This window comes from Pseudomonas sp. HMWF021 (assembly GCF_003061005.1).
Lineage (GTDB): Bacteria > Pseudomonadota > Gammaproteobacteria > Pseudomonadales > Pseudomonadaceae > Aquipseudomonas.
This window is the reverse complement of record NZ_QAIK01000062.1, coordinates 41,384-67,740: the sequence shown is the minus strand read 5'-3', so window position 1 is coordinate 67,740 and position 26,357 is coordinate 41,384. Positions and strand designations below refer to the sequence as shown.

Annotated in this window: 25 protein-coding genes and 1 pseudogene; 14 read left to right on the top strand and 12 right to left on the bottom strand. The window is 58.7% G+C overall.

Features of this window, described 5'->3' with window-relative positions:
* The first annotated feature begins 24 nt into the window (after window positions 1-24).
* The 6 genes from rpsK (at window position 25) to bfr (ending at window position 4,815) form a co-directional block, all read left to right on the top strand.
* Window positions 25-414 (top strand): 30S ribosomal protein S11, encoded by a 390-nt coding sequence (gene rpsK, locus DBR18_RS09000; protein ID WP_002555466.1) that lies wholly within the window; start codon window positions 25-27, stop codon window positions 412-414.
* 18 nt (window positions 415-432) lie between these two features.
* The gene (gene rpsD / locus DBR18_RS08995) at window positions 433-1,053 is read left to right on the top strand and encodes a 30S ribosomal protein S4 (RefSeq protein ID WP_003176404.1); all 621 of its coding nucleotides are present in this window, start codon (window positions 433-435) and stop codon (window positions 1,051-1,053) included.
* Between the two features lie 22 nt (window positions 1,054-1,075).
* Window positions 1,076-2,077: a DNA-directed RNA polymerase subunit alpha gene (gene rpoA, locus DBR18_RS08990; RefSeq protein WP_003186012.1), complete on the top strand. Its 1,002-nt coding sequence runs from the start codon at window positions 1,076-1,078 to the stop codon at window positions 2,075-2,077.
* Between the two features lie 42 nt (window positions 2,078-2,119).
* Window positions 2,120-2,506 carry a 50S ribosomal protein L17 gene (gene rplQ, locus DBR18_RS08985; RefSeq protein ID WP_003176402.1) on the top strand — a complete coding sequence of 129 codons (387 nt, stop codon included), beginning with the start codon at window positions 2,120-2,122 and terminating at the stop codon, window positions 2,504-2,506.
* 239 nt (window positions 2,507-2,745) lie between these two features.
* Complete coding sequence (locus DBR18_RS08980) at window positions 2,746-4,200, top strand: catalase (protein WP_108590085.1); 1,455 nt, start codon at window positions 2,746-2,748, stop codon at window positions 4,198-4,200.
* Between the two features lie 150 nt (window positions 4,201-4,350).
* Window positions 4,351-4,815, top strand: coding sequence for a bacterioferritin (bfr, locus tag DBR18_RS08975; protein WP_003228714.1), 465 nt, complete (start codon window positions 4,351-4,353; stop codon window positions 4,813-4,815).
* A gap of 63 nt (window positions 4,816-4,878) precedes the next feature.
* Here the strand turns inward: bfr and uvrA are convergent, their stop codons facing one another.
* Window positions 4,879-7,713, bottom strand: a complete 2,835-nt coding sequence (uvrA, locus tag DBR18_RS08970) for an excinuclease ABC subunit UvrA (RefSeq protein WP_003228713.1) — start codon at window positions 7,711-7,713, stop codon at window positions 4,879-4,881.
* Between the two features lie 191 nt (window positions 7,714-7,904).
* Between uvrA and DBR18_RS08965 the strand changes: the two genes are divergently transcribed.
* Both DBR18_RS08965 and DBR18_RS08960 read left to right on the top strand, forming a co-directional pair.
* Complete coding sequence (locus tag DBR18_RS08965; protein WP_108590084.1) at window positions 7,905-9,302, top strand: MFS transporter; 1,398 nt, start codon at window positions 7,905-7,907, stop codon at window positions 9,300-9,302.
* Window positions 9,303-9,311: 9 nt separating this feature from the next.
* A complete protein-coding gene (locus DBR18_RS08960; protein WP_007966163.1) occupies window positions 9,312-9,830 on the top strand; it encodes a single-stranded DNA-binding protein in 519 nt (172 codons plus the stop codon).
* 178 nt (window positions 9,831-10,008) lie between these two features.
* On the opposite strand, the gene DBR18_RS08955 is transcribed toward DBR18_RS08960, so the two are convergent.
* The 6 genes from DBR18_RS08955 to DBR18_RS08930 all read right to left on the bottom strand — a co-directional run bounded on the left by DBR18_RS08955 (window position 10,009) and on the right by DBR18_RS08930 (window position 14,539).
* Entirely contained in the window at window positions 10,009-11,166 is a 1,158-nt protein-coding gene (locus tag DBR18_RS08955; protein ID WP_108590087.1) for a glutathionylspermidine synthase family protein, read from the bottom strand.
* A gap of 2 nt (window positions 11,167-11,168) precedes the next feature.
* Window positions 11,169-11,852, bottom strand: a complete 684-nt coding sequence (locus DBR18_RS08950) for a DUF1190 domain-containing protein (protein WP_108590083.1) — start codon at window positions 11,850-11,852, stop codon at window positions 11,169-11,171.
* Between the two features lie 17 nt (window positions 11,853-11,869).
* On the bottom strand, window positions 11,870-12,295 hold the full coding sequence (locus tag DBR18_RS08945) for a DUF350 domain-containing protein (RefSeq protein ID WP_027614247.1): 426 nt from the start codon (window positions 12,293-12,295) through the stop codon (window positions 11,870-11,872).
* A 15-nt stretch (window positions 12,296-12,310) separates the two neighbouring features.
* Window positions 12,311-12,958, bottom strand: coding sequence for a DUF2491 family protein (locus tag DBR18_RS08940; RefSeq protein ID WP_108590082.1), 648 nt, complete (start codon window positions 12,956-12,958; stop codon window positions 12,311-12,313).
* Window positions 12,959-13,154: 196 nt separating this feature from the next.
* A complete protein-coding gene (locus tag DBR18_RS08935) occupies window positions 13,155-13,853 on the bottom strand; it encodes a PspA/IM30 family protein (RefSeq protein ID WP_108590081.1) in 699 nt (232 codons plus the stop codon).
* Between the two features lie 17 nt (window positions 13,854-13,870).
* Window positions 13,871-14,539, bottom strand: coding sequence for a YjfI family protein (locus DBR18_RS08930; protein WP_108590080.1), 669 nt, complete (start codon window positions 14,537-14,539; stop codon window positions 13,871-13,873).
* A gap of 565 nt (window positions 14,540-15,104) precedes the next feature.
* Between DBR18_RS08930 and DBR18_RS08925 the strand changes: the two genes are divergently transcribed.
* The 5 genes from DBR18_RS08925 (at window position 15,105) to DBR18_RS08905 (ending at window position 20,267) form a co-directional block, all read left to right on the top strand.
* A complete protein-coding gene (locus DBR18_RS08925; protein WP_108590079.1) occupies window positions 15,105-16,238 on the top strand; it encodes a ThiF family adenylyltransferase in 1,134 nt (377 codons plus the stop codon).
* The gene (locus DBR18_RS08920; RefSeq protein WP_108590078.1) at window positions 16,238-17,431 is read left to right on the top strand and encodes an MFS transporter; all 1,194 of its coding nucleotides are present in this window, start codon (window positions 16,238-16,240) and stop codon (window positions 17,429-17,431) included. The genes DBR18_RS08925 and DBR18_RS08920 overlap by 1 nt, the downstream gene beginning before the upstream one ends.
* Before the next feature lie 73 nt (window positions 17,432-17,504).
* Entirely contained in the window at window positions 17,505-18,242 is a 738-nt protein-coding gene (locus DBR18_RS08915; RefSeq protein WP_108590077.1) for a TenA family transcriptional regulator, read from the top strand.
* Window positions 18,243-18,409: 167 nt separating this feature from the next.
* Window positions 18,410-19,519 (top strand): DUF3182 family protein, encoded by a 1,110-nt coding sequence (locus DBR18_RS08910; RefSeq protein WP_108590076.1) that lies wholly within the window; start codon window positions 18,410-18,412, stop codon window positions 19,517-19,519.
* Entirely contained in the window at window positions 19,509-20,267 is a 759-nt protein-coding gene (locus DBR18_RS08905) for a S9 family peptidase (RefSeq protein ID WP_027614239.1), read from the top strand. Before DBR18_RS08910 ends, DBR18_RS08905 begins: the two co-directional genes overlap by 11 nt.
* 114 nt (window positions 20,268-20,381) lie before the next feature.
* Here DBR18_RS08905 and DBR18_RS08900 read toward each other — a convergent pair whose 3' ends face one another.
* The 5 genes from DBR18_RS08900 to DBR18_RS08880 all read right to left on the bottom strand — a co-directional run bounded on the left by DBR18_RS08900 (window position 20,382) and on the right by DBR18_RS08880 (window position 25,756).
* The gene (locus DBR18_RS08900) at window positions 20,382-21,356 is read right to left on the bottom strand and encodes a lysylphosphatidylglycerol synthase domain-containing protein (protein ID WP_108590075.1); all 975 of its coding nucleotides are present in this window, start codon (window positions 21,354-21,356) and stop codon (window positions 20,382-20,384) included.
* Entirely contained in the window at window positions 21,353-22,627 is a 1,275-nt protein-coding gene (gene clsB / locus DBR18_RS08895) for a cardiolipin synthase ClsB (RefSeq protein WP_108590074.1), read from the bottom strand. Before clsB ends, DBR18_RS08900 begins: the two co-directional genes overlap by 4 nt.
* A complete protein-coding gene (locus DBR18_RS08890) occupies window positions 22,624-23,421 on the bottom strand; it encodes an endonuclease/exonuclease/phosphatase family protein (protein WP_108590073.1) in 798 nt (265 codons plus the stop codon). The genes clsB and DBR18_RS08890 overlap by 4 nt, the downstream gene beginning before the upstream one ends.
* Window positions 23,418-24,344 (bottom strand): DUF72 domain-containing protein, encoded by a 927-nt coding sequence (locus tag DBR18_RS08885; RefSeq protein ID WP_108590072.1) that lies wholly within the window; start codon window positions 24,342-24,344, stop codon window positions 23,418-23,420. Before DBR18_RS08885 ends, DBR18_RS08890 begins: the two co-directional genes overlap by 4 nt.
* Before the next feature lie 209 nt (window positions 24,345-24,553).
* Window positions 24,554-25,756: an MFS transporter gene (locus tag DBR18_RS08880; protein WP_108590071.1), complete on the bottom strand. Its 1,203-nt coding sequence runs from the start codon at window positions 25,754-25,756 to the stop codon at window positions 24,554-24,556.
* Window positions 25,757-26,095: 339 nt separating this feature from the next.
* Between DBR18_RS08880 and DBR18_RS28950 the strand changes: the two are divergent.
* A pseudogene (locus tag DBR18_RS28950) lies at window positions 26,096-26,357 on the top strand (mechanosensitive ion channel protein); the annotation flags it as partial.

Sequence of the window (26,357 nt, the reverse complement as noted above, 5' to 3'; positions counted from 1 at the left end):
CAGCGAATCGACAGGAATTTAATCATGGCAAAACCTGCTGCTCGTCCTCGTAAAAAAGTTAAAAAGACAGTGGTTGATGGCATCGCCCACATCCATGCTTCTTTTAACAACACCATCGTGACCATTACCGACCGTCAAGGTAACGCTCTTTCCTGGGCTACCTCCGGTGGTTCGGGTTTCCGCGGTTCCCGCAAGTCCACCCCGTTCGCTGCTCAAGTAGCTGCTGAGCGTGCTGGTCAAGCTGCGCTGGAATACGGCCTGAAAAACCTCGACGTCAACGTCAAGGGTCCAGGTCCAGGTCGTGAATCCGCAGTCCGCGCTTTGAACGGCTGTGGCTACAAGATCGCCAGCATCACCGACGTGACGCCAATCCCGCACAACGGGTGCCGTCCGCCGAAGAAGCGCCGCGTGTAATCCAGGAGATTGTAAAGAATGGCTCGTTACATTGGTCCAAAATGCAAACTCGCTCGTCGCGAAGGCACCGATCTCTTCCTGAAGAGCGGCGTGCGCGCGATCGAATCGAAGTGCAACATTGAAGCAGCACCTGGTATCCACGGCCAACGCCGCGGTCGCCAGTCCGACTACGGCACCCAACTGCGTGAAAAGCAGAAGGTCCGTCGTATCTACGGCGTTCTCGAGCGTCAGTTCAGCGGCTACTACAAAGAAGCTGCTGGCAAGAAAGGTGCAACCGGTGAAAACCTGCTGCAACTGCTCGAATGCCGTCTGGACAACGTTGTATACCGTATGGGCTTTGGTTCGACTCGTGCCGAATCCCGCCAGCTGGTATCGCACAAGTCGATCAGCGTTAACGGTCAGACCGTAAACGTTCCGTCGTATCAGGTTCGTGCTGGTGACGTGGTTGCAGTTCGCGAGAAAGCTAAAAACCAACTTCGCATTGTCCAAGCTCTCGATCTGTGTGCCCAACGTGGCCGCGTAGAATGGGTAGAAGTAGACACTGAGAAGAAGTCGGGCGTTTTCAAGAACGTTCCTGCTCGCAGTGATCTGTCCGCCGACATCAACGAAAGCCTGATTGTCGAGCTCTACTCCAAGTAAGGGCTAGAAAATAGGTGCATCCATGCAGATTTCGGTAAATGAGTTCCTGACACCCCGCCATATTGATGTGCAGGTTGTCAGTCCAACCCGCGCCAAGATCACTCTCGAGCCTCTCGAGCGTGGTTTTGGCCACACCCTGGGCAACGCGCTGCGCCGCATCCTGTTGTCCTCAATGCCCGGCTGCGCAGTAGTCGAGGCCGAGATTGACGGTGTGCTCCACGAGTACAGCGCCATCGAAGGTGTACAGGAAGACGTAATTGAAATCCTGTTGAACCTTAAAGGTCTGGCCATCAAGCTGCACGGTCGTGACGAAGTTACGCTGACCTTGTCGAAGAAGGGTTCGGGGGTGGTTACCGCTGCCGATATTCAGCTGGATCATGATGTCGAGATCGTTAATCCCGATCACGTAATCGCTAACCTGGCGTCTAACGGCGCCCTGAACATGAAGCTCACCGTAGCTCGTGGTCGTGGTTATGAACCAGCCGACTCGCGTCAGAGCGATGAAGACGAAAGCCGCAGCATTGGTCGCTTGCAGCTCGACTCTTCGTTCAGCCCGGTTCGCCGTATCGCATACGTGGTGGAAAACGCCCGTGTCGAGCAGCGTACCAACCTGGACAAGCTGGTTATTGATCTGGAAACCAACGGTACTCTGGATCCTGAAGAGGCTATCCGCCGCGCTGCAACCATCCTGCAACAGCAGTTGGCTGCGTTCGTCGACCTCAAAGGTGACAGTGAGCCAGTGGTTGTCGAGCAGGAAGACGAGATCGATCCGATCCTGCTTCGCCCGGTTGACGATCTGGAACTGACTGTACGTTCGGCTAACTGCCTTAAGGCGGAAAACATCTACTACATCGGCGACCTGATTCAGCGTACCGAAGTAGAGCTGTTGAAGACTCCGAACCTGGGCAAGAAATCCTTGACTGAAATCAAGGACGTTCTGGCCTCCCGCGGTCTGTCCCTCGGCATGCGCCTCGACAACTGGCCGCCTGCAAGTCTTAAGAAGGACGACAAGGCGACTGCCTGATCGTCGTAATCACCGAACGTAGTGTTTGGTAAGGAATGAACCATGCGTCATCGTAAAAGTGGGCGTCACCTGAGCCGCACCAGCTCGCACCGCAAGGCCATGTTCCAGAACATGGCGGTGTCGTTGTTCGAGCACGAGCTGATCAAGACTACTCTGCCAAAAGCCAAAGAACTGCGCCGCGTTGCCGAGCCGCTGATCACTCTGGCCAAGACAGACAGCCTGGCTAACCGCCGTCTGGCTTTCGACCGTACTCGTTCGAAAGCTATCGTTGGTAAGCTCTTCAACGACCTGGGCAAGCGTTACGCTACCCGTGAGGGTGGCTACCTGCGCATCCTCAAGTGCGGTTTCCGCGCTGGCGACAACGCGCCTATGGCGTACGTCGAGTTGGTTGATCGTGCTACTGCTGGCGAAGCTGTATCCGCCGAGTAAGACGTCAGTCTGAAACAAAAAACCGGGCCTAGTGCCCGGTTTTTTGTGCCCGCAAGAAATGCGCTGTTCGTACAAGCTTCTGACATTGTTCTGTTGTCACTATGTGCCGGGAAACATAATTAGTAATTATCTATCGATGACTACAAGTTAATGAATTTGTAGGTGTCACGTTGATGATCAATACTTCCCAGCAAGCCGATTAGCCGGCAGTTTCAAGACTGACAGAGGAAGAAGACCGTATGAGCCAGATCAAAACGCTTACGACCGCCAGTGGCGCACCTGTCGCTGATAACCAGAATTCTCGCTCCGCCGGCCCTCGAGGCCCGCTGCTGCTCGACGATTTTCACCTGATCGAGAAGCTTGCCCATTTCAACCGTGAAAACATTCCTGAGCGCCGCGTACACGCCAAAGGCTCGGGTGCTTACGGTACGTTCACCGTGACCCGTGACATCACCGAATACACCAGCGCCAAACTGTTTGAGGCTGTCGGCAAACAGACGCCAACGTTCCTGCGCTTTTCCACTGTGGGCGGCGAACGTGGCTCGGCTGACACCGAACGTGATCCACGTGGTTTCGCCCTCAAGTTCTACACCGAGGAAGGCAACTGGGACATCGTTGGTAACAACACCCCTGTGTTCTTCATCCGCGACCCTCTGAAGTTTCCTGACTTTATCCACACCCAGAAACGCCTGCCGCAGAGCAACCTGAAAAGCGCGCAAATGATGTGGGACTTCTGGTCGCATTCGCCTGAAGCATTGCATCAGGTGACCATTCTGTTCTCGGATCGCGGCATTCCCGACGGCTACCGTCACATGCATGGCTTCGGCAGCCACACATACAGCCTGATCAATGCACAAGGTGAACGTCACTGGGTGAAGTGGCACTACAAGACCCAGCAAGGGATCAAGAACCTCGCGCCGGCCGACGCCGCACGCCTGGCGGGTACCGATCCGGATTACGCTCAGCGCGACCTGTTTGAGGCCATCGAGCGTGGTGACTTCCCGAAATGGCGCGTATGCATCCAGATCATGACCGAGGCCCAAGCTGCAGCGCACTACGAGAATCCGTTCGACGTGACCAAGACCTGGTCTCAGAAGGAGTTTCCGCTGATCGAAGTCGGTGAGCTGGAGTTGAACCGTAACCCGCTGAACTATTTTGCCGAAGTTGAGCAAGCCGCATTCGGCCCGAGCAACATGGTGCCTGGCGTGGGTCTGTCACCGGATCGCATGCTGCAAGGCCGCGTATTCGCCTACGCTGATGCCCACCGCTACCGTGTTGGCACCAACCATCAGCAATTGCCGGTGAATGCTCCGCGCAGCCCGGTGAATACGTACCAGCGCGACGGCTCAATGGCATTCGGCAGCAACGGTGGCGCAGCGCCCAATTACGAACCGAACAGCTACATTGAATCGCCGAAGCAGGCCCCGCATTACGCTGAACCTGCGCTGGCCCTGAGCGGTGCTGCTGACCGTTACGATCACCGCGAGGACACCGACTACTACAGCCACGCGGGTGCGTTGTTCCGGCTGATGAGTGATGAGCAGAGAACCCTCCTGGTCAGCAACATCGCCGGCGCCATGAGCGGAGTTTCCCCCGACGTGGTTGACCGCCAACTGCAACATTTCTTCAAAGCCGATCCGGCGTATGGAGAAGCAATCGCGAAGCTGCTCAACGTACAGCTTAACGAAGTCTAAACGAGAAGCAGAACCGCCCTCATTAGGGCGGTTTTTGCGTTATTTAGGCCGCTTTTCTCAGAATATCTTCGCTTTTATTGCGCGAAACGGGGTGACCTTCCGGTCAGCTTGGTTCAAACTACAGACTTTCAAGCAGGGAGATGTAGGGCGATGCAAGGCCACCCAGACGTAATCGATTACCTCAACACGTTGCTGACCGGCGAACTGGCCGCGCGTGACCAATATTTTGTGCACTCGCGGATGTATGAGGACTGGGGTTTCACCAAGCTCTACGAACGAATCAACCACGAGATGGAAGAAGAGGCCGGTCATGCCGACGCTCTGATGCGCCGGATTCTGATGCTCGAAGGCACGCCGCGCATGCGTCCGGACGATCTCGACGTCGGCACCACTGTGCCGGAGATGCTGGAAGCCGATCTGCGTCTCGAGTACAAAGTCCGCGCCGCCCTGTGCAAAGGCATCGAGCTGTGCGAGCAGCACAAGGACTACGTCAGTCGCGAGATCCTGCGCGTTCAGCTCAACGACACTGAAGAAGATCACACCTACTGGCTGGAAAAGCAGTTGGGCCTGATCAAGCTCATCGGTCTCGAGAATTACCTGCAATCACACACCTGATTGCCAGATATAAAAAAGCCCCTGTCACTGTTGAAGTGACAGGGGCTTTTTCATGCCCGGAGATCAGGCCCGATCGCGAATCAGCAATGGCTTGAGGTAATGACCGGTGTGAGACTGCTTCATCTCGGCCACTTCCTCCGGCGTACCGGTGGCGATGATCTGACCACCCTTGGAGCCACCCTCCGGTCCCAGGTCCACCAGCCAGTCGGCAGTCTTGATCACGTCCAGGTTGTGTTCAATCACTACCACCGTGTTGCCGTGGTCGCGCAGGCGATGCAGCACGTCGAGCAATTGCTGGATATCCGCGAAGTGCAGGCCGGTGGTCGGCTCATCGAGGATGTACAGGGTCTTGCCGGTGTCACGCTTGGACAGTTCGCGTGACAGCTTGACCCGCTGCGCTTCACCACCGGAGAGCGTTGTCGCCGACTGCCCAAGCTTGATGTACGACAGCCCCACATCCATCAACGTCTGCAGCTTGCGCGCCAGCGCCGGCACCGCGTCAAAGAACTCCCGGGCTTCCTCGATGGTCATCTCGAGGGTCTCGTGGATGCTTTTGCCCTTGTATTTGATCTCAAGGGTCTCGCGGTTGTAGCGCTTGCTCTTGCACACATCGCACGGCACGTAGATGTCCGGCAGGAAGTGCATTTCGACCTTGATCAGACCGTCGCCCTGGCACGCCTCGCAGCGCCCGCCCTTGACGTTGAACGAGAACCGCCCCGGGCCGTAACCACGGGAGCGCGACTCGGGCACGCCGGCGAACAGTTCGCGGATCGGCGTGAACAGCCCGGTGTAGGTCGCCGGGTTAGAGCGCGGTGTACGACCGATCGGGCTCTGGTCGATGTCGACGACCTTGTCGAGATGTTCCAGCCCCTTGATGCTGTCGTGCGCGGCCGCTTCCAGCGTGGTCGCACCATTGAGTGCAGTGGCGCTCAACGGGAACAGCGTGTTGTTGATCAGCGTCGATTTGCCCGAGCCGGACACGCCGGTTACGCAGGTCAGCAGGCCGATCGGAATTTCCAGGTCTACGTTGCGCAGGTTGTTGCCGCGAGCGCCCTTGAGCGACAGCGTCAGCTTCTTGTTGCGTGGTGTGCGTTTGGCCGGCACCTCGATCTTCACCCGGCCCGACAGGTATTTGCCGGTCAGTGAGTCCGGGTGCGCCATGACTTCGGCCGGCGTACCTTCAGCCACGATCTGCCCGCCGTGCACCCCCGCACCCGGGCCGATATCCACCACATAGTCGGCCAGACGAATTGCGTCTTCATCGTGCTCGACCACAATCACGGTGTTGCCGATATCGCGCAGGTGCTTGAGGGTACCAAGCAAGCGGTCGTTATCGCGCTGGTGCAGGCCAATGGACGGTTCGTCGAGGATGTACAGCACCCCGACCAGACCGGCGCCGATCTGGCTGGCCAGGCGAATGCGCTGCGCCTCGCCGCCGGACAAGGTGTCTGCACTGCGATCCAGCGACAGGTAGTCGAGGCCGACATTGACCAGGAATTGCAGGCGCTCGCGAATCTCCTTGAGGATCTTGTCAGCGATCTCGCCGCGACGCCCGGTCATCTTCAGCTCGCCGAAGTATTCACAGGCATCGCCGATCGGCAGGTTGGTCACTGCCGGCAGGGTTTTCTCACCTACCCACACGTGCCGCGCTTCACGCCGCAGACGGGTGCCACGGCAATCCGGGCAGGCCTGGGTGCTGAGGAACTTGGCCAGTTCTTCGCGCACGCTCGCCGATTCCGTCTCGCGATAGCGGCGCTCGAGGTTCGGCACGATACCTTCGAACGGGTGCGAACGTTTGACGATATCGCCGCGGTCGTTGAGGTACTTGAAGTCGACATTCTGTGAGCCGCTGCCGTGCAGGATGTGTTTCTGCTGTTCGGCGGTCAGTTCGTTGAATGGCTTCTCCAGGCTGAACTTGTAGTGCGAGGCCAGCGAGCCGAGCATCTGGAAGTAATAGACGTTGCGCCGGTCCCAGCCGCGAATCGCGCCCTCGGCCAGGGTCAGCTCACCATTGACCAGACGCTTGATGTCGAAGAACTGCTTCACCCCGAGACCATCGCAGGTCGGGCAGGCACCGGCCGGGTTGTTGAAGGAGAACAGCTTCGGCTCAAGCTCGCTGATGGCGTGGCCGCAGATCGGACAGGCGAAGCGCGCAGAGAAGATCATCTCTTCGCCCGGCTCGTCGTCCATCGGCGCGACCAGGGCGATGCCGTCCGCCAGTTTCAGTGCAGTCTCGAACGATTCGGCCAGACGCTGCTGCAGGTCGGCGCGGACCTTGAAGCGGTCGACGATCACATCGATCGAGTGCTTCTTCTGCTTGTCCAGTTTCGGCAGCTCATCGAGCTCGCAGATGCGGCCGTTGACCCGCGCACGGACGAAGCCCTGGGCGCGCAGTTCTTCGAATACCGACAAATGTTCGCCCTTACGCTCGCGGATCACCGGCGCCAGCAACATAAGTTTGCTGCCTTCCGGTTGTGCCAGCACCAGGTCAACCATCTGGCTGACGGTCTGCGCCTCCAGCGGAATGTCGTGATCCGGGCAGCGCGGCGTACCGACGCGTGCATACAGCAGACGCAGGTAGTCGTAGATTTCGGTGATGGTGCCGACCGTGGAGCGCGGGTTGTGCGAGGTCGACTTCTGTTCGATGGAGATCGCCGGCGACAAGCCTTCGATGGTGTCGACGTCGGGTTTTTCCATCATCGACAGGAACTGTCGGGCGTAGGCCGACAGGGATTCGACATAGCGGCGCTGACCTTCGGCGTACAGCGTGTCGAAGGCCAGGGACGACTTGCCGGATCCGGACAGGCCGGTGATGACGATCAGTTTGTCCCGTGGCAGGGTCAGGTCGATGTTCTTCAGGTTGTGGGTACGGGCCCCACGTATCAGGATCTTGTCCAAAGTGGCCTCGCTCGGCGGGCGTCGAAAACACAGGAGTATACGGGCAAATACTGGATGGATGCACACTATCAAACGAAGGGTTTTTTGCCTTGCATGAAGAGAGTTTCATCTATACGCGTCATAGCGTCGCGATATACCCCGTCTTTCGATGGGACTGGTAGAATCGCCGCCGGTTCACACGAGGTTTTTCCATGCACGATCCCCACAGCGAACGCATGAGTGGCAGCGAGACCCGCGCAGCGAGCGGTCTGGCCCTGGTGTTCGCCTTCCGTATGCTTGGCATGTTCATGGTGTTGCCGGTACTGGCGACCTACGGCATGGACCTGGCAGGAGCGACCCCGGCCCTGATCGGGCTGGCGATTGGCGCTTACGGCCTGACCCAGGCGGTTTTCCAGATTCCGTTCGGGATCATTTCCGACCGCATCGGCCGGCGTCCGGTGATTTTCCTCGGGCTGGTGGTCTTCGCCCTTGGCAGTGTGCTGGCGGCTCAGGCCGATTCGATCTGGGGCGTGATCGCCGGACGCATCCTGCAGGGCGCCGGGGCGATTTCCGCGGCGGTGATGGCGTTGCTTTCCGACCTGACTCGCGAACAGCACCGCACCAAAGCCATGGCCATGATCGGCATGACCATCGGCCTTTCGTTCGCTGTGGCGATGGTGGTCGGGCCACTGCTGACCCGCGCATTCGGTCTGTCCGGGCTGTTCCTCGCCACTGGCGGCATGGCGCTGTTCGGGATCGTCATCGTGATGTTCATGGTGCCCAAGTCCACCGGGCCATTGAGCCATCGTGAATCCGGCGTGGCGCGTCAGGCCTTGATGCCGACGCTCAAACATCCCGATCTGCTGCGCCTGGACCTGGGCATTTTCGTGCTGCACGCGATGCTGATGTCGAGCTTCGTCGCACTGCCGTTGGCGCTGGTGGAAAAGGCCGGTTTGCCCAAGGAGCAGCACTGGTGGGTTTACCTGACCGCGCTGCTGATTTCTTTCTTCGCCATGATCCCGTTCATCATCTACGGCGAGAAGAAACGCAAAATGAAACGAATTTTGCTCGGTGCCGTCCTGACGCTGATGCTCACTGAGCTATTCTTCTGGCAGTTCGGTGACAGCTTGCGGGCTCTGGTGATCGGTACGGTGGTGTTCTTCACCGCGTTCAATCTGCTGGAAGCTTCGTTGCCGTCGCTGATCAGCAAGGTTTCACCGGCAGGCGGGAAGGGCACGGCGATGGGCGTGTATTCCACCAGTCAGTTCCTCGGTTCGGCACTCGGCGGGATACTCGGCGGCTGGCTGTTTCAGCATGGCGGTCTGTCGGTTGTGTTCCTTGGATGTGCGGGTCTGGCTGCCATCTGGCTGGCCTTTGCTGTTACCATGCGCGAACCTCCCTACGTGACGAGCCTGCGCTTGCCGTTGTCGCCCGAGGCGATCCGCGAAGCGGGTCTGGTCGAGCGCCTCAAGGCCCTCGTAGGGGTAACAGATGCAGTGATAGTTGCTGATGAAGCGGCTGTTTACATCAAACTGGACAAAGAATTAGTGGATCGCGACACCCTCGAACGCCTGGTGAACAACCCGGCCGAGGCTGCTTGCGAAGCCTAGGAGAACGTTATGGCCCGTGGGGTTAACAAAGTCATATTGGTCGGCACTTGCGGCCAGGATCCCGAAGTTCGCTACCTGCCTAACGGTAACGCCGTGACCAACCTGAGTCTGGCAACCAGCGAACAGTGGACCGACAAGCAGACCGGTCAGAAGGTCGAGAAGACCGAGTGGCACCGTGTTTCGATGTTCGGCAAGGTTGCGGAAATCGCTGGCGAATACCTGCGTAAAGGCTCGCAAGTGTACATCGAAGGCAAACTGCAGACCCGCGAGTGGGAAAAAGACGGTATCAAGCGTTACACCACCGAAATCGTGGTCGACATGCAAGGCACCATGCAACTGCTCGGCGGCCGTCCACAACAGGGTGACCAACAAGGCGGTGGCAACAACTACCAGCAGCAGGCGCCACGTCAACAGGCTCCACGCCCGCAGCAATCGGCCCCGCAACAGCGTCCAGCCCCGGCTCCACAGCAGGCTGCACCGCAACCGGCTCCGGATTTCGACAGCTTTGATGACGACATTCCGTTCTGATTCATTGCTGCATTCGCGTTGAATAAAAAGGCCCATCGTTCAACACGACGGGCCTTTTTTATTCAGCGCAATTCTACGGTCATCACCTGTAGGAGCTGCCGAAGGCTGCGATCTTTCGATCTTTTAAATCAAGGTCAAAAGATCGCAGCGTGCCGCAGCTCCTACAAGGGCCTTTGTTTCAGTCGAGGATCAGGTGTGGCAGAAACCGGCTCGAATCCTTGGTGATCAGACTGTTGTCTTCCCGTACGCCAATGCCTGCCGCTTGATCGCCGATCACCCACGAGCCGATCAGCGTGTAGCTGTCGCCGAACTTCGGCAATGGCGCGAACTCCTGCAGGATGAACGGCGCATCAGTGTAGGGCCCGTCCTCTTTGACGATCAGACCTTGCGCCGTTTGCAGCTCGATGTTGGCGCCTTCGCGGGAGAAGTACGGTTTGCGTACCCAGCCCTTGGGCACCGCGCTGGCAGAATTCGGATCAAGATGCGCCGCCAGCAGGTTCGGGTGGCCTTTGTGCAGCTCCCACAACAGCGGCAGTACGCCTTTGTTCGACAGGATCGACTTCCACGCCGGTTCGAAAAACTGCGTATCGCACTGGGCAATCGCCGCACCGAACGGCTCGTGGAAAATGAATTCCCAGGCATGCAGCTTGAACAGATGCGGGATCCAGCGATCCTCCAGGTCGACGAAGCGACCCTCGGCGGTCAGACCAATATCTTCGATGTCAATGTGCCGTGATTCGATGCCGACCTTTTCCGCGATCAGCCGCAGGTAATCGGTGGTTCCCTTGTCTTCGACCGAGTCTTTCATCGAAGCAAAGTAGAACGGCCGCTTGAGCTGCAATTCGGCAAATGCCTGATGCAGCTTGGTATCGATGCTGTTGAACTGGTCGGCGTGGCGCGGCAGCATCCCGCGCTCGATACACTGCTCCAGCCAGCCCCATTGAAACGCCGCTGCTTCATAGAGACTGGTCGGCGTGTCGTAGTTGAGTTCCAGCAGCTTGGCCGGGCCGTTGCCGTTGTAGGAAAAGTCCATGCGCCCGTACAGATGCGGATGACCTTCCAGCCAGGAAGTACGAATCATGTCGTAGTACGGCGCCGGGATGCTCAGGCGATCCAGCAGCTCTTCGTTGTGCACCACGCGGTCGACCAGGTCCATGCACATCTCGTGCAGTTCGGTGGTCGGATCCTCCAGATCGTTTTCGATCTGCGCGAGCGTGAACTGGTAGTAGGCGCTTTCGTCCCAGTACGGTTCGTCGTCGATGGTGTGGAACATGAAACCGAGGCTTTCGGCGGTCTGTTTCCAGTCGGGGCGTTCGGCGCAGTGGATCTTCTTCATGGTCAGCTGCTCGAGCGACCGGAACTGCTGCCCCATCCGCCCCAACCGCTACGTGCGGAAGACTGGCTGCCAAAGCCGCCCCGGGAGGTCGACGAGGCGACATTCACCGGTTTGCTTTTGCTGCTCTCGTAGTCGGGTTGACTGCGTGGCGCCGATTCGATTTTGCGGTACTGCGTCGATGTGTTGTAGGTCTGGCGCGTGTCGCGGTCGCGATAGACCGTGCGGTTGGCGTTGTTGCTCATCGCATTGCCGATCAGCCAGCCCGAGAGCCAACCGTTGCCGCTACCGGAAGCGTGTGGCGTGCTTTGTACGTTTTGCGCGGCCGTCGCTTCACCGGCAGGCAACTGCGCATTGGCAATCGCATCCAGATCCTGCGGTGCCTCGCCATTCTGCGGCACTTTGAAGCCGCCGAGTTTGGGCACAAAACGGCCGTCGGAATTTTTCTGACACCAGTCAGCTGCAAAGTCGGCGTCGCACTTGGCCTTGTCATCGTAAGCCGGCGCAATGCGTCGGTGTTCGGTCAGTGCCGCGACGTAGGCGTTCGAGCAGACGTCGGCCGCGACCGAGGCATCGACACACTGTTCGACCGTTTGAAAGCGTTGCGGGTCCAGCGCGGCCGCTTCGCCGGAAATGGCCACGGCCACCGACGCGGCCAGGGACAGTTGAACGTACTTGCTGCGTTTCATCGAAGGCTTCCTGCCGCTCAGTTGGACGGGGTCATGCACGCGGCGTTGAGCATGCCGACGCTGATGGCCACTGCAGCCACGTAGATACCCGAGGCAATTTCACCGTTGGCGATGCGCTGCGACGTGCCCTTGAGCACCAGCCCCGTAGCGAGGAAGGCCAACAGTTGCACCACGGCTGCAATCACGGCCCACAACACGAAGTCGAGAACGTTGACCGAAAACGCGATCACATTGCTGGCCGGAATCGCAAAGCCGATGATCGCGCCAGCCAAAGCAATGGCGGCGGCAATGTTGCCAGAGCGGATCAATTCGAACTCTTTGTGCGGCGTGATGCGGGTATAGACGAACTGAAACAGCATGAACAGCAGCACGGCGCCGATCAGGTAGACGACGAAACCGACCAGCGCGGTCTTGTTCAGGGAAACGGCCAGCACTTCCAGCATGGAAAAACTTCCTTTTTAAATGGTGCTCAGATCAGTCGTGTACAACGAAATGCCCAGCGAGGTGCTCAGGCTGACGGTGCCTTCCTCGTCCTGTTCGACGGAGAACAGCAGCAGCTCGCGGCGATCGGTCAGGCCGGTTTCGCGGGCGTATAGCATCGAGTGGTGCTCGATGGTGTAGGACTCGTCCGGGTTGATCACGTGTTCGGTCAGCGGCACTAGTTCGGTCTGGCCTTGCTCTGTACCCCATTCACGGCTGTACTGGATGCCGTCATGGGTGTAGGTCGGCAGGCCGATCGGGCTTGCCGGGCCGGCCAGGCGCTGCAGTTCGGCGTCACTGTTGACGGTCACGTAACCGAGATAGTTGAACAGGATGACCGATTCGATCTGATCGTCACCGGTGACGTGGATCTGCAGCCAGAAATCTTCGTTGTTGAGGTAGTAGCGATGCAGCTTGTTGGATTGGCCGAGGTCAATCCAGCCGGCGCTCCAGATCGCCTCTGCTGCCGGGACCTGCACCGAGGTGCTGCCATCGAGCAGCAATGCCAGGGTCGAGTCGAACCGCACGCCTTTGCCTTGTGCCATTCCGAGTGGGCCGCCGGCTACCGGAGCGGGCGCGGCAGTCTGCCAGTTGCTGGTGCCCAGCAAGTCTTTGAACCATCCCATGGGTACATTCCTTGAGGCGGGTGGAGGTGTTCGTTGTAAAAAGCGCCGCCAGTGTACCGGGCCGGGCGACGAACGAGCAGGCAAAATGCAAATGTTGTGGGTGCGAACTGTAGGAGCTGCCGCAGGCTGCGATCTTTTGATCTTGAATCCAGATCAAAAGATCGCAGCCTGCGGCAGCTCCTACAGCAGGGCGGTTTTACTGAGCTGATTTTTGCTTCAGGCGCTCAAGAATCGCATTGGCGCTGCCTTCGTTCGGCGTGATGCCGGCGTCGCGCAGCTTGCGCTCCAGATCGTTGCCGGTAGAGGCGTCAGCCAGTTCGTCGGCGGCGCTCAGCTCGGCAGCGCGTTGCTGCTGCTTGGCCTGCAGACGGTTCAGGGTGCCGACAGCGGTTTCCAGTTTGCCGTTGGCGCCGCCGCTGGCGATGGACGCGCTGACCTGTGCCTTTTGCACACTTTCACGGGCCTTGGCCATGTCCACCTGCTGGCGCAGGCTCTTGATCCGCGATTCGGCTTTGGTGATGTCCTTGCGCATGTTTTCGGCGTAGGTGCCGAACTCGTCGCTCTGGGCTTTTTCAGCGGCAAGGTCGTTGGTCAGGGTCGAAATCGCTTCGGCCACTTCCAGTGCCAGGTCTTCACGGCCGGCGTTCAGCGCGGAAACCGCCTTCGCTTCCAGATCCTTGATCTTGGCGTCGTATTCGCTCACGCGGTCGGCGGCCAGTTTGTGCTTGGCCATGATGGTGACCAGCTCGCGGCGGGCGTTGGACAGCGCAGTGTCGGCGTCGCGGATTTCCTGATCGAGGATGCGCAGTGCCTGTTGGTCGACGATCGCTTCGCCGACTTCATTGGCGCCGCCGCGCAGAGCGGTGAACAACTTGCTCCAGATGGACTGAGTCATTGGATATTCCCTGTTGATTACTTGAAGAAGTGTTCGAAGGCTTCACTCGCGCGCTGCACGTTGTCGACCAGGGTTTTCACCTCGGTGACGACGTTGGTCAGGCTCGAGTCGGCGCTGAGGGCGCCAAACATGTTGTAGACGGTCTGGCCGTTGGGCATCGACTCGATGCCGATCGACGACAGCGGAAACATTTCCCGGCTGCGCAACACGGCGTCGTTGAAGGCGCGCACGTCAGTGATCGAGTCGATGTCCACCAGCACGGTGTCGACGATGATCTGTGCACCGGCCAGGGCGATGTGAATCGGCAGACCGCCGAATTCGTTCATTTCCAGCTTGATGCTGGGTTCGGAGCTCTGGATCAGAGACAGCGTGATCTCGTGCGAAGCCACCTCATCCAGTGCCTTGAGGGCGTTGAAGAGGCTATCGATGTTCCAGTTGTTGCCTGCGCTCATGTAATTCTCCGACATGAATGAGCCAGCCAGAATCGGTTGGCGTAGCTGTTGCTCCATCTGCTTGAGCAAGCTTCGGTTTTCCGGAAGTACCCAAGCTTCGTGTTTCACATATCCGGCGGCAGCCAGGCCCGCGCGCATCTGCTTCATGTAGAAGCTCGACGGTTTTTTCGCGGACGGTTTCGAGCGCTCTCCCTTTGGGCTCTCTGACGCAACGGTGGGGGAGCGGCTTTTCATGGCAATGACTCCGTTATGAACATCTCACGCGTGAGCCACACTACAGTCAATTCAAAGTGCCATCAATGGCTCACGCGTGAGATTTTTTCGATATTTCTAAAGGCCATTGGAGAACCCTTGGTCGAAAGTGTTTTTGCCGGGATGAACACGTCGTCTGCTGGGGATTGAAAAAATTATGTATCAAGTCACCGAAGTTGTTTTCGGGATCACTATCATTTTTTTGTTTAAGTTTTAATGAATATTCCTACATTGCTTTTTATTTGTTCTGTAGGAGCTGAAGCTCGAAGTAAGTAGGAATAAAGAGGTGTCCTTTATTTGAGTAACATTAAGAAATAACGTCGGTTCGCAACTCTCGGAAACTTATTCTAGGTTTTGTATGTGCACACCCATGCAGCCCGGTGAGTTGCTTCGGTCACTGGCCCATTAACCTTTTTGAGGAATTCATTATGACTTTCGAAAAAGCATCTTCCGCTGGCGATTCTCAGATCGGCTGAGTTAGCCAATGAGAACCGGGGCCTTATGGCCCTGGTTCTTTATAACTTTTCTATAGTCTTGAGGCTTATATATGAAGCTTTGTCTGAAGCCGACCATTATTCCATTCAAACTTGAAGGCCAGGTTGTCCTGCGGTTCAACGGGCAATACGCAAAAATCCCCGATCCCCATGGTGCTGTCTGGGAGTTCGCCAATGCACTGGATGGCAGTGCTCCTTACGAAACGCTGATAACCCAGGTGGCAGCACGCTACCCCGCGGTGGATCCGGAGGATCTGCACAGCGTTGCGCAGGATCTGATCAGATACCGGCTGGTGGAAAGTCCCGACGCGTTCGAGGCAACTTCTCTCTCGGACCACGATCGCAACAGATTTTCCCGCAACATCGATTTCTTCGGGTCGATGGCGGCGGTAGGAGAGAACAAGTTTTCGGCTCAGGAGAAACTGCGCGCGGCCAGGGTTTGCGTACTGGGTTGCGGCGGCCTCGGCACCCATATCCTGTTCGATCTGGTAGCGCTGGGTGTGCATCACCTGACGATCCTTGATTTTGACAAGATCGAGTTGAGCAACCTGAATCGACAGATTCTCTACAGGGAGAGCGACGTCGGGATGCCCAAGGTCGAGACTGCCAGGCGCCGGTTGCTCGAGTTCAACAGTCATCTCGACATTGTTGCGCACGAGACGCGCCTCGAATCAGCTCAGGATGTCGCCCGAGTCGTAAGCGGCCACGATATTGTGATTTGCGTTGCCGACAAACCCGCAAACTATATGGCCGACTGGCTTAACGAAGCCTGTGTTCAGGAGGGCGTGCCTTTCATATCAGGCGGGCTCGATGTGCGACGCTCGGTTTTCTATTCGGTGCTACCCGGCAGCTCCGGCTGCGGTGCTTGCTGGCTGACTTCGGCACGCGACAAAAGCAGCCTGGTGAACAGTATCTCGACCATGGCCAAGCAGCACGACATAACCTACCAGCACCCAGGTCCGGCGCTGGTGACGCTGGTGGCCGTCACCGCGGGCATGATGGTCAGCGAAACCGTAAAGATCCTCACCGGCTGCCAGCCGCCACAACTGACCAACAAGCTCAAGGAGTTCACCTTCGACGATCTGGATGTCGGTATTGCCGAAGTCTGGCAACAGAACCCGGACTGCGCGGTATGTGGGCATCTCGCGAATAATCAGCGACTACCCGCGCAGCCGGAGATCGTCTGATGTTCAAGCTGCTGGCGTCCTATGTCATCACGTCCGTTTGCTCATGGGCCATTGCATTTCTCATCCCGCTTTACGTCTATGAGCAAACTGGATCCCCTGTCTGGACTTCGCTGGCTTTTTTCGCCGCGATGGCACCCTACATACTGGTCACGCCGTTTGCTGGCGTATGGAGTGATCGCTACAGCAAGCGGCGATTTCTGATCGGTGGCGATCTGGTCAACATCCTCATCGGTTGTCTGATGTACATCGCTGTGAGCACCTTGTCCGGGGACGCCTTGAGCATCACGTTGTTGCTGCTGAGTTTCATGCTGGCAAGCGTTGGCGCAACCCATCACCCTGTGTTCCAGAGCATCGCACCGGTGCTGGTCGAAGGGGCAAGGCTTCATCGGTTCAATGCGATCGTCAACGCCAGTGACAACATCATTCGCATCGTTGCGCCAATCAGCGTGGCTGCCGTGCTGGCCTTTAGCACCAAGGAGCGGATTCTCGTTGTCGGCATTGCCGGTTTTGCGCTCTCTTTGCCGCTTTGCTACTGGCTGGAGGAGCAGGGCAAGCCTCAGCCCGCCACCCGTCGTGCCCTCACTGAAATCAAGGCCGGGCTGCTCTATGTCTTTCGGCATCGGGAACTGTGCTCGCTGGTTGTGCTGTTCTTTTTCTGCAACTTCGGTTTTGCACTGATCGGTGCCAGCCTGATCTATGTCTTCACCACGCTCCTGGCAGTGCCATTGAGCGATGTCGGCTATTACTACGGGCTGATTGGTGCAGGTGCCGTTGCCGGATCAGTTGCAGGTGCTGTTCTTGTGAGACGCTATTCGGCCGGCGTTCTCATCCGGCGCAGTTGTCTGCTGGCAGGCGTCTTCACGTTGACCGCAGCGTTGGCCAGCGATCCCTGGACACTCGCAGCACTCTGGGCGCTTTCTACGTGCTGCCAGTCCGTGGTTGTCATCGCATTCTTCACCTATCGCCAGCAAGTGGTTCCGCGAGCGATTCTGGGGAGAACTGTCGGCGTGACCCGGCTCATCGCCTATCTGGCAATTCCGCCCGCTAGTTTGCTCAGTGGATGGCTGTTGCTCCAGTTTTCCAGCAGTGCTCTTATTCTTGCGTCAGGCGGTCTGTGTATTATTTTTTCCTCTTTGTGTGCTTATTTTCTGAGCAGATATAAACAACACGTTATTTATAGCGATGCACAATGATTGGAGGGAGGCAGGCATTCGCTAAATAGACTGGTTCATTGGATGACCAAGGCAAGTTAAAAGGAATTATATAATGGTAAAAGACAGTGATTTATACGGCGATGATGTTGTGCCTGCTATTCAAACGCTTACTGGCGATTCCATATGGAACAAGTGGGTGGATGCTGATGCGTTAAGCAGACTGGTTCATCATGATCTTTTGGTGGCAATGGAGAATGGTTATGTCTCTCTGGCCGGCATGCGCTATTTCCTGGTACAGCACCATTATTACTCTCGGAATTTCACTCGCTTTCTCTGCGCGATCATCAATCGCCTTGAGTCGCTGGACGACATCAGGCTTTTAATGAAAAACCTGTTGGAGGAAATGGGAATCGACGGTGACGACAAGGTCACCCATGCCGATCTGTTCCAACGCTCCCTCAAAGTGCTGGGCACCCACGCTTTGGCGGAGCCGCCCTTACCCCAGACCGTTGCATTCACCCAGTCGATCATGAAGTTTTGCCGCAGTGAAAATCCGGTCGAGGGCCTTTCAGCGCTGTGCCTGGGGGCTGAAGCCGTTGTGCCGTTGATCTACAAACCGATTCTTGCGGCACTGGAGAGTCTGAATATCGATGAGGATGGTCTGGAGTTTTTTCGGCTGCACATTGAAGAAGATGAGGGCCACGCTGTGACCATGCTGGAGATTCTGGGGCGAATGACTCGACAGATACCTGAAGCGAAGATGATTGCGCTTCAAACCGGGCGTCAGGCGATCAACAAGCGATGCGTCATGTTTGACGCGATCTGGAGGGAAGTCCGTGAGCAGCGGTAGGCCATCGATCATGCAATTTGCCGGGCGGTCGTGCAGATTGAAACAGGCCCGATGCCATCAACTTTTGCGCAAGCGCTTGAATTCTTTTGCGTTCTTGTCGTTTGGCGATTGGCCTGATCTCTGCACCTCAAATACCTACATTCATCGAGTCGCTTGAAGGGGGACGCATGACCCCAATACCGAGCAAAAAAATGGTGGTCGCCCATTCGGTTCGTACCGGTGCGCCGCAACATGAGGTGCAAACCAACAAGGCGCTGGCGCGTTGGCTCGCTCAGATTCTCGGGCTCAAGTTCGGCGGCAGCTATGACCCGGAAAAACATCGCGGTCGCGATCTCTACTGGCTGCCGACGCAAACCATCGTGGGTGCCAGCCAGGCTCAGGAGATGGGCATCAAAGGCCCGCACGACTTGTGGGGCGGTTATGTAGGGCACGATTTCATCTGCACCAAAGCCATCAGCCACGGCCTGCACAGCCATCTGGCCCACGCGCCCCAAGGCTGGGCGCCGTTGTTTTCCGAGCGCGTGCGCGACGTAGTGCTCGATGGTTTGTCTGTATTCGCCCTGGAAGACGCGCGGCCCGCCGCCGAACACTTGCTGTACAGCGGGCCGATCCGTTTGAAGCCGATTCATGCCTGCGCCGGTCGCGGCCAGGAAGTTATCCACAGCCTCGATGGATTCGACGAAGTGCTGGCCCGGCCGGATGCGGCGGCGCTGTTTCGCGACGGTGTGGTGCTGGAGCAGGATCTGAGTGAAGTGATCACTCACAGCGTCGGTCAGTCATTCATCGGTGACACGGTGCTGAGCTACTGCGGTGATCAATACTTGACCACAGATGCCCACGGTGAAGACGTTTACGGGGGTTCGAATCTTTTGGTCGTGCCGGGCGATTATGCGGTTCTGCTGGCGCTGGATCTGCCGGACAACGTGCGACTGGCCATTGAACAGGCGCAGATTTTCGACTGCGCGGCAGATGAAGCCTATCCGGGGTTCTATGCCTCGCGGCGCAACTACGACATTGCTCAGGGGCTGGATAGCGACGGCAAACCGCGTAGCGGGGTACTCGAGCAATCCTGGCGCATGGGCGGTGCCAGCAGCGCTGAACTGGCTGCGCTGCAAAGCTTCGTCAATGATCCGAACATGCCAGCGATCCGCGTCTCGACAGTGGAAACCTACACCGAGCAATCCTTGCCGGCAGATGCCATCGAGATTTACCGCGGGCCGGCAGAGAACAGCGACTTTCTTCTCAAATACGTAACGGTCAAATCCTATGACGGCTAGAAGCGAAAGCATTCAGATCGACATTGATGACGAACAGATGAGCGGGACGTTTCTAAGTCCCAAATCAAAAGTGCCGGGCGTGTTGTTTGTGCATGGTTGGGGCGGCAGCCAGGAGCGTGACCTTGAGCGGGCCAAGGGCATCGCCGGTCTTGGCTGCGTGTGCCTTACCTTTGACTTGCGCGGCCACACCGGTGGCACCGGCATTCCGCTGACCCGGGTGACGCGCGAAGACAACCTGCGCGACTTGCTGGCAGCCTACGATCGCCTGCTGGCGCACCCGGCGCTCGACACCTCGGCGATTGCGGTGGTCGGCACCAGTTATGGCGGCTACCTGGCGTCGATCCTCACCTCGTTGCGTCCGGTACGCTGGTTGGCGTTGCGGGTGCCGGCGCTGTATCGCGACGAGCAATGGCATACGCCCAAGCGTGAACTGGACAAGGCCGACCTGCGCGACTATCGGGCGACGCTGGTACGTGCCGACAGCAACCGTGCGCTGCATGCCTGTTCGCAATTCACCGGGGATGTGTTGCTGGTGGAATCGGAAACCGATGACTACGTGCCCCACGCAACGATCATGAGTTACCGCGCGGCGTGTCAGCAGACGCATTCGCTGACGCACCGGATTATCGACGGTGCCGATCATGCCCTGAGCGAGCCGGTGTCACAGCAGGCCTATACCTCGATTCTGGTGGACTGGATTACCGAGATGGTGGTCGGGGAGCGGTTGAGCATCATCCAGTCCACATGATTTGTTGTGGCTCTTCGGACGCCTTCGCGAGCAAGCCCGCTCCCACATTTGGAATGCTTTCTACCTGTGGGAGCGGGCTTGCTCGCGAAGGGGCCATCAGCCATAGCCACAAAATCAGGACGGTTTCTTCTCGATCCGCAACGCCTTCGCCTTGGCCTCCACCAGCAGATACATCACCAGCGTGATCAACAACGGCAGCAGAAAATAAATCGCCCGATACGCCAGCAACCCGGCCACCAGACTCCCGCGTGAAGCCTCGTGTTGCAGCAGTGCGACAAACACTGCTTCGAGCACCCCGAGCCCCGCCGGGATATGCGTGATGACTCCGGCAATCGCACTGATCAACAGCACGCCGAGCACCAGCGGGTAATCCAGTTTGCCCGGCAGCAAAGTGAAAATCACCGCTGCCATCAGCGACCAGTTCAGTGCACCGAGCAACAATTGCAGGACGGCCATGCGCAGTGACGGCAGGTTGATTTCCACGCCGCGAATCGACCACTCGCGACGCTTGGAGAACTGACACGCGGCGAGGTAACCGGCACTCGACAGCAGCAACAGCACACCAATGCCCTGCAATGCGGCGCTGCTGATTTTCCAGCCGGGTGGCATGCTCACCAGGCCACTGCTGAACACCACCCCGGCAATCGTCATATAGCCGAACCAGTTGGTGGCCAGGCTCAGGCCGAGGATTTTGGCGATGTTGCCTTTGCTGACTCCGAGCCGCGAATACAGCCGATAGCGCATGGCAATCCCGCCGACCCAGGCGCTGAGATTGAGGTTGAACGCGTAGCTGATGATCCCCACCGGCAGGATCTGTTTCCAGGTCAGGTCCTGGCGAATGTAGGTACGCCCGATCAGGTCGAAGCTGGCGTAGGTCAGAAAACTCAGCAAGGTCAGGCTGGCGGCGATGATCAGCGTGCGCACCTTGAAGTCTGCCAGGGTCTGCAGGACTTCCGCCCATTCGATGCGCGTGGCAAACATCGTCAGCAGCACGATCAGGGCGAGGAAGAACAGCAGGGTCAGTGGACGTTTCCAGCGACTCCATCGAGAGTGCGCCGCTGGGGCCGATTGCGCGTGGGAATGGCTCATGACGTACGACCTCGAAACGGCTTGAGTCGCGGTTTGTGTGCTGGCAGCCAACCTGCCATCGACGGAAAATGCCGCAGGAAGTGGAACACCAGAAACCCCACGGTCATGTGCCAGATTCGCCCGCGCGGGGACATGCTGGCGTCCATCGCCTTGCAGTGGTTCTGACTCAGGTCTTCGAGGCGCTGGAACAGGTGCTGATTGAACGCGCGGTCGCGGATCAACACGTTGGCTTCCAGGTTCAGCGACAGGCTCAGCGGGTCGAGATTGCTCGAGCCGACGGTGCTCCATTCCTCATCCACCAGCGCGACTTTGCCGTGCAGCGGCCGTTGGCAATATTCGTGAATCTGCACCCCGGCCTTGAGCAGGTAGTCGTAGGTCATGCGCGCCGCCAGTTTCGCCACCAGCATGTCCGGCTGGCCCTGCAGGATCAGTCGCACCTCGACGCCGCGGCGCGCTGCATTGCGGATTTCGCGCAGCAGGCGATAGCCGGGGAAGAAGTAGGCGTTGGCGATCACCACCCGGCGTTTGGCCCGGCGCAATGCGTGCAAATACACGTCTTCGATATCGGTGTGGTGCTGGTCGTTATCACGAAACACCAGACGTATCTGACCGTCGTGCTCATTGAACGCCATGTCCGCCCGGCGCTGGCGGCGCCGTTGCCACCAGAACCGTGCACGACCCGGCCGACCGCTTTGCAGTAGAGCGAAATGGTGAATATCAGCGACCGCCGGCCCCTGAATCTGCACCGCATAATCCTGCTTCGCTTCGGGGCCGAAATCGGCCAGGTGATCGCCGGAAAAGTTGATCCCGCCAATGAACGCGATCAGTCCGTCGACCACCACGATCTTGCGGTGCAAGCGGCGGAACCAGTTGGTGCGAAAGCCCAGATGTTTGGGCGCCGGGTCGAACATCTGCAGGTGCACGCCGGCATCGCTCAATGCCGCGAGATACCCGGTGGTCAATTCGCCACAACCAAAACCGTCGAGGCTGACGGTGGTGCGCACGCCACGTTGCGCCGCGTCGATCAGGATCTGCTGCAACTCAGCGCCGACCTTGTCTTCGAAAACGATGAAGGTCTCCAGCAGGATTTCACTCTTGGCCGCACGCATGGCGTCGAACACCCGGGGAAAATACTCCTCGCCGTTTTCCAGCAGCTCGACGCGGTTGTTGCCCTGCCAGCCGTACTCGACATCGACGTGCCCGGGCTCTCGCACCGGCGGGTTGATGCTGATCGGTTCCACGGCGGATTTCTCCAGCGGTGCGCTGCTCATAGTTCGATCTCCACCGATAACGGGGCGTGGTCGGAAAGGTGTGACCAAGGCCGGTTCGCCAGAACCTTTGGCTGGCTGGCCTTGAGGTTGCGCACGTAAATTCGATCGAGGCGCAAGGTCGGCAAGCGCGCCGGAAAACTACGCGCCGGTTTGCCGTGATGCTCGGCGAACACCTCGCGCAGGCCGCAGGGCTTGAGCAGCGCATCAGCGCGCTGGCGCCAGTCGTTGAAGTCACCGGCGATAATCACCGGAGCATCCTCCGGCAGTTGCGCCAGGCGCTCTCCGAGCAGCTTCAATTGCGCATTGCGATGGCTTTCGCGCAGGCCCAGATGCACGCAGATCGCATGCACCTCGACGCCATCGCCGGGCAGGCGCAGCACGCAATGCAGCAGGCCACGGTTTTCGTGGCCGCTGATCGACACGTCGAGGTTGTCGTGGCGGATGATCTGGAATTTCGACAGCAGCGCATTGCCGTGATCGCCCTCCGGGTACACCGCGTTACGCCCGTAGGCGAATTGCGGCCAGAGGCTGTCGGCGAGGAACTCGTACTGCGGCATCGTCGGCCAGTTGCTGTAGCGCTTGGGATGGTGCTCGTGGGTGCCGTGGACTTCCTGCAGAAACACCACATCCGCCGCCACACTGCGCACCGCTTCGCGCAATTCCGGGAGGATGAAACGCCGATTGAGAGCGGTGAAGCCCTTGTGCGTGTTGACCGTCAGCACGGTGAAACGGCGCACCGATGGCGCGACCACCGAACCTTCATCGGTGAAACCCACCGGCTCTGGAATGCTCATGCCAGCACCCCTTCGCCAGCAGGTTCGCCGGGGGTGGTTGCGAGGTGTTGGTCGAGGTCCAGAAGCTGCAGAAGGTGGCGTGCGTCGTAAGGGGCGCGGACTTTGATGTCATTGTCGAAATAGCAGAACACTTCGCGGGATTTACGCGCCCTAGGCTTGAGGCGCGGCGCGATCAGGTGCGCATCGCCAGGCTGTCGGCCGTGATGCCAGGCGTCGATGCGTTCGGCCCAGTTTTTGAGCGCGGAGTCGGTGTAGCCGCTGGCGTACAGTTCTTCGGCGCCGTGCAGGCGCAGGTAGACGAAATCGCTGGTGAGGTCTTCGCGGTACGGCCATTTGCCGGCGGTATCGGCGATCACCAGGGCGGTGTTGTAGCGTCTCAACAAGCGCACGAAGTCAGGGTCGATGAAGGTGTCGTTGCGCACTTCCACGGCATGGCGCAGCGGTTTTTTGCGCCAGGCTTTCAGGCTGGCGTGGCCGTGCAGGTGTGCGTCGTGCTGACGGGCGAGGGCGGCAGCGGCCTCGGTGTCGTGGGGCAATAGTGAGAGGAAGTGCTCGAAGCGCTCGGGGTCGAATTTGAAGTTCGGCGGAAACTGCCAGAGGATCGGCCCGAGCTTTTCCTTGAGTTCCAGCACCCCGGAGGCGAAGAAATTCGCCAACGGTTTTTCGATCTCGCGCAAGCGCCGGACGTGGGTGATGAAACGCGGCGCCTTGACGCTGAACACGAAGTCATCCGGCGTTTCGGCGTACCACTCGGCATAACGTTCGGGCCGTTGCAGCGCATAGAACGATCCATTGATTTCGATGCTGTTGACCGCCCGTGAAGCGAATTGCAATTCGCGCTTCTGGGTCAGTCCTTTCGGGTAGAAATCCCCGCGCCACGGAACGTAGCGCCAGCCGGAAATACCGATATGAATCGTTGCCATGCCGCCCTCCCGTTGTCAGTCCTCGTACAGCCTGTGTCTGTTGATGACTGTGGGCGGTTCGGGAAAGTTTCGGTGGCGTTACGGACGGTACATTTCTGAGATTTACTAACGATCCCTGTAGGAGCTGCCGAAGGCTGCGATCTTTTGATGTTGCTTTTAAAGATCAAAAGATCGCAGCCTTCGGCAGCTCCTACAGGGGGATCGTGGGATCAGTGGCCGGTGACAACCCGCGAAGTGCCTTCGGCATAGGTCGGACCGAGGCGATCCAGTCGCCCGCTCCACGCCGTCAGTGCCAGCGCCAGCAACACCACCAGCCCGCCGATCCACGCCGTGTGAATCAGGCCCAGATGTTCGACGATCAGCCCGCCGCCCCACGCACCACCGGCAATCCCGAGGTTGAACGCGGCAATGTTCAGCCCCGACGCCACGTCTACCGCGTGCGGTGTGTGATGTTCAGCCTGACGCACCACATACACCTGCAGCCCCGGCACGTTGCCGAACGCCACCGCGCCCCACACCAGTACCGTCGCCAGCGCCAGCCATGGATTGCCGGCGGTGAAGGTCAGTACGAACAGCACGGCGGCCAGCAGGGTGAAGATGATTTTCAAAGCGCTGATCGGCCCGCGTTTATCCGCCAGTTTGCCGCCCCAGATGTTGCCGACTGCCACCGACACGCCGTACACCAGCAATACCAGGCTGACAGTGCCGGCGCTGAAACCGGAGATGTCCTGCAGAGTCGGCGCAAGGAACGTGAAGGCGATGAACGAGCCGCCGTAACCGATCGCGGTCATGGCGTACACCAGCAGCAGACGCGGTTGTTTCAGCACTTGCAGTTGTTGCAGCAGAGACGCCGGTTTGCTGTGGGCGATGTTGTTGGGCACGTACAGCAGGCTGCCGATGAAGGCGATCACACCCAGCGCCGAGACGGCGAGGAAGGTTTCCCGCCAGCCGAAATGCTGACCGATGAATGTGCCCAGTGGCACGCCGGTGACCAAAGCCACAGTGAGGCCGGTGAACATGATCGCAATCGCGCTGGCGGCTTTTTCCTTGGGCACCAGGCTGGTGGCGATGGTCGAGCCGATGGAGAAGAACACCCCGTGCGCCAGACCGGTGACGATCCGCGCCAGCACCAGCGATTCATAACTCGGCGCCAGCCACGCCAGCAGGTTGCCGAGGGTGAACAGCACCATCAGCGACAGCAGCAACAGTTTGCGCGGGACCTTGCCGGTGAGGGCGGTCAGCACCGGCGCGCCAATGGCGACACCCAGCGCATACAGACTGACCAGCAGCCCGGCGGACGGCAGGCTGACGCCAAGATCGGCGCCGATGGTGGGAAGCAGGCCAACGATGACGAATTCGGTCGTCCCGATGGCGAATGCGCTGAGGGTCAGCGCGAGCAAGGCAATGGGCATGACGGCACTCCGGTAGAGGTTTGAATGGAGCGCAGTGTCGAGGTTTGGCTTGTGCGGAAAAATACGGGGTTGGGCATTTGATATTTGCTGCTGGCGCAAATATCCACTATGTGCTGTGAACCCTGTGGTGAGGGGATTCATCCCCGATGGGTTGCGAAGCAGCCCCAAACCGGTCTCCCGATGTCCAGAGGGTGTGAAAGTCGAGCGTTTACGTCTGCTGCGCAGCCGATCGGGGATGAATCCCCTCGCCACAGGGGAAGGGGTATTGAGGCAAAAACCGAACTTGTCCGCCATTCACCGATCAGTTCCTTACAGGTTCAGCCAACGGAGACCGGAGTTTTGATCAAGTTCAGGATCGCCATTCTGCTGGGAGCGCTGCTGTTTCTCGGCGGCAACGAACTCGAAGCCGCCGCGCTGCCCGGGGTTCCGGCCGCTGCTGAAGAGCCGGCCAAACCCGAGCCGATTGTGCAGGGCGGCCTGCTCGGCGCGATCAGTACGAGCATCGATGACGTACAAGACAAACTCGATCTCAACGAACACTTGGTCGACGCCTGGCGCCTGCGTGCCGATCGGGCGGCGGATGAGGTCGACAAACTGGTCA

What these genes read in the sequence shown, in the direction of transcription:
- DBR18_RS08930 (WP_108590080.1), bottom strand. Translation starts at nt 14,539, where the DNA reads ATGAAAAGCCGCTCCCCCACCGTTGCGTCAGAGAGCCCAAAGGGAGAG.
- DBR18_RS08885 (WP_108590072.1), bottom strand. Translation starts at nt 24,344, where the DNA reads ATGGCAACGATTCATATCGGTATTTCCGGCTGGCGCTACGTTCCGTGG.
- DBR18_RS08935 (WP_108590081.1), bottom strand. Translation starts at nt 13,853, where the DNA reads ATGACTCAGTCCATCTGGAGCAAGTTGTTCACCGCTCTGCGCGGCGGC.
- DBR18_RS08950 (WP_108590083.1), bottom strand. Translation starts at nt 11,852, where the DNA reads ATGAAACGCAGCAAGTACGTTCAACTGTCCCTGGCCGCGTCGGTGGCC.
- clsB (WP_108590074.1), bottom strand. Translation starts at nt 22,627, where the DNA reads ATGAGCAGCGCACCGCTGGAGAAATCCGCCGTGGAACCGATCAGCATC.
- DBR18_RS08905 (WP_027614239.1), top strand. Translation starts at nt 19,509, where the DNA reads ATGACGGCTAGAAGCGAAAGCATTCAGATCGACATTGATGACGAACAG.
- DBR18_RS08925 (WP_108590079.1), top strand. Translation starts at nt 15,105, where the DNA reads ATGAAGCTTTGTCTGAAGCCGACCATTATTCCATTCAAACTTGAAGGC.
- DBR18_RS08900 (WP_108590075.1), bottom strand. Translation starts at nt 21,356, where the DNA reads ATGAGCCATTCCCACGCGCAATCGGCCCCAGCGGCGCACTCTCGATGG.
- DBR18_RS08980 (WP_108590085.1), top strand. Translation starts at nt 2,746, where the DNA reads ATGAGCCAGATCAAAACGCTTACGACCGCCAGTGGCGCACCTGTCGCT.
- DBR18_RS08920 (WP_108590078.1), top strand. Translation starts at nt 16,238, where the DNA reads ATGTTCAAGCTGCTGGCGTCCTATGTCATCACGTCCGTTTGCTCATGG.
- bfr (WP_003228714.1), top strand. Translation starts at nt 4,351, where the DNA reads ATGCAAGGCCACCCAGACGTAATCGATTACCTCAACACGTTGCTGACC.
- DBR18_RS08955 (WP_108590087.1), bottom strand. Translation starts at nt 11,166, where the DNA reads ATGAAGAAGATCCACTGCGCCGAACGCCCCGACTGGAAACAGACCGCC.
- DBR18_RS08880 (WP_108590071.1), bottom strand. Translation starts at nt 25,756, where the DNA reads ATGCCCATTGCCTTGCTCGCGCTGACCCTCAGCGCATTCGCCATCGGG.
- rpsD (WP_003176404.1), top strand. Translation starts at nt 433, where the DNA reads ATGGCTCGTTACATTGGTCCAAAATGCAAACTCGCTCGTCGCGAAGGC.
- DBR18_RS08965 (WP_108590084.1), top strand. Translation starts at nt 7,905, where the DNA reads ATGCACGATCCCCACAGCGAACGCATGAGTGGCAGCGAGACCCGCGCA.
- rpsK (WP_002555466.1), top strand. Translation starts at nt 25, where the DNA reads ATGGCAAAACCTGCTGCTCGTCCTCGTAAAAAAGTTAAAAAGACAGTG.
- DBR18_RS08910 (WP_108590076.1), top strand. Translation starts at nt 18,410, where the DNA reads ATGACCCCAATACCGAGCAAAAAAATGGTGGTCGCCCATTCGGTTCGT.
- rplQ (WP_003176402.1), top strand. Translation starts at nt 2,120, where the DNA reads ATGCGTCATCGTAAAAGTGGGCGTCACCTGAGCCGCACCAGCTCGCAC.
- DBR18_RS08915 (WP_108590077.1), top strand. Translation starts at nt 17,505, where the DNA reads ATGGTAAAAGACAGTGATTTATACGGCGATGATGTTGTGCCTGCTATT.
- DBR18_RS08890 (WP_108590073.1), bottom strand. Translation starts at nt 23,421, where the DNA reads ATGAGCATTCCAGAGCCGGTGGGTTTCACCGATGAAGGTTCGGTGGTC.
- DBR18_RS08940 (WP_108590082.1), bottom strand. Translation starts at nt 12,958, where the DNA reads ATGGGATGGTTCAAAGACTTGCTGGGCACCAGCAACTGGCAGACTGCC.
- DBR18_RS08945 (WP_027614247.1), bottom strand. Translation starts at nt 12,295, where the DNA reads ATGCTGGAAGTGCTGGCCGTTTCCCTGAACAAGACCGCGCTGGTCGGT.
- DBR18_RS08960 (WP_007966163.1), top strand. Translation starts at nt 9,312, where the DNA reads ATGGCCCGTGGGGTTAACAAAGTCATATTGGTCGGCACTTGCGGCCAG.
- rpoA (WP_003186012.1), top strand. Translation starts at nt 1,076, where the DNA reads ATGCAGATTTCGGTAAATGAGTTCCTGACACCCCGCCATATTGATGTG.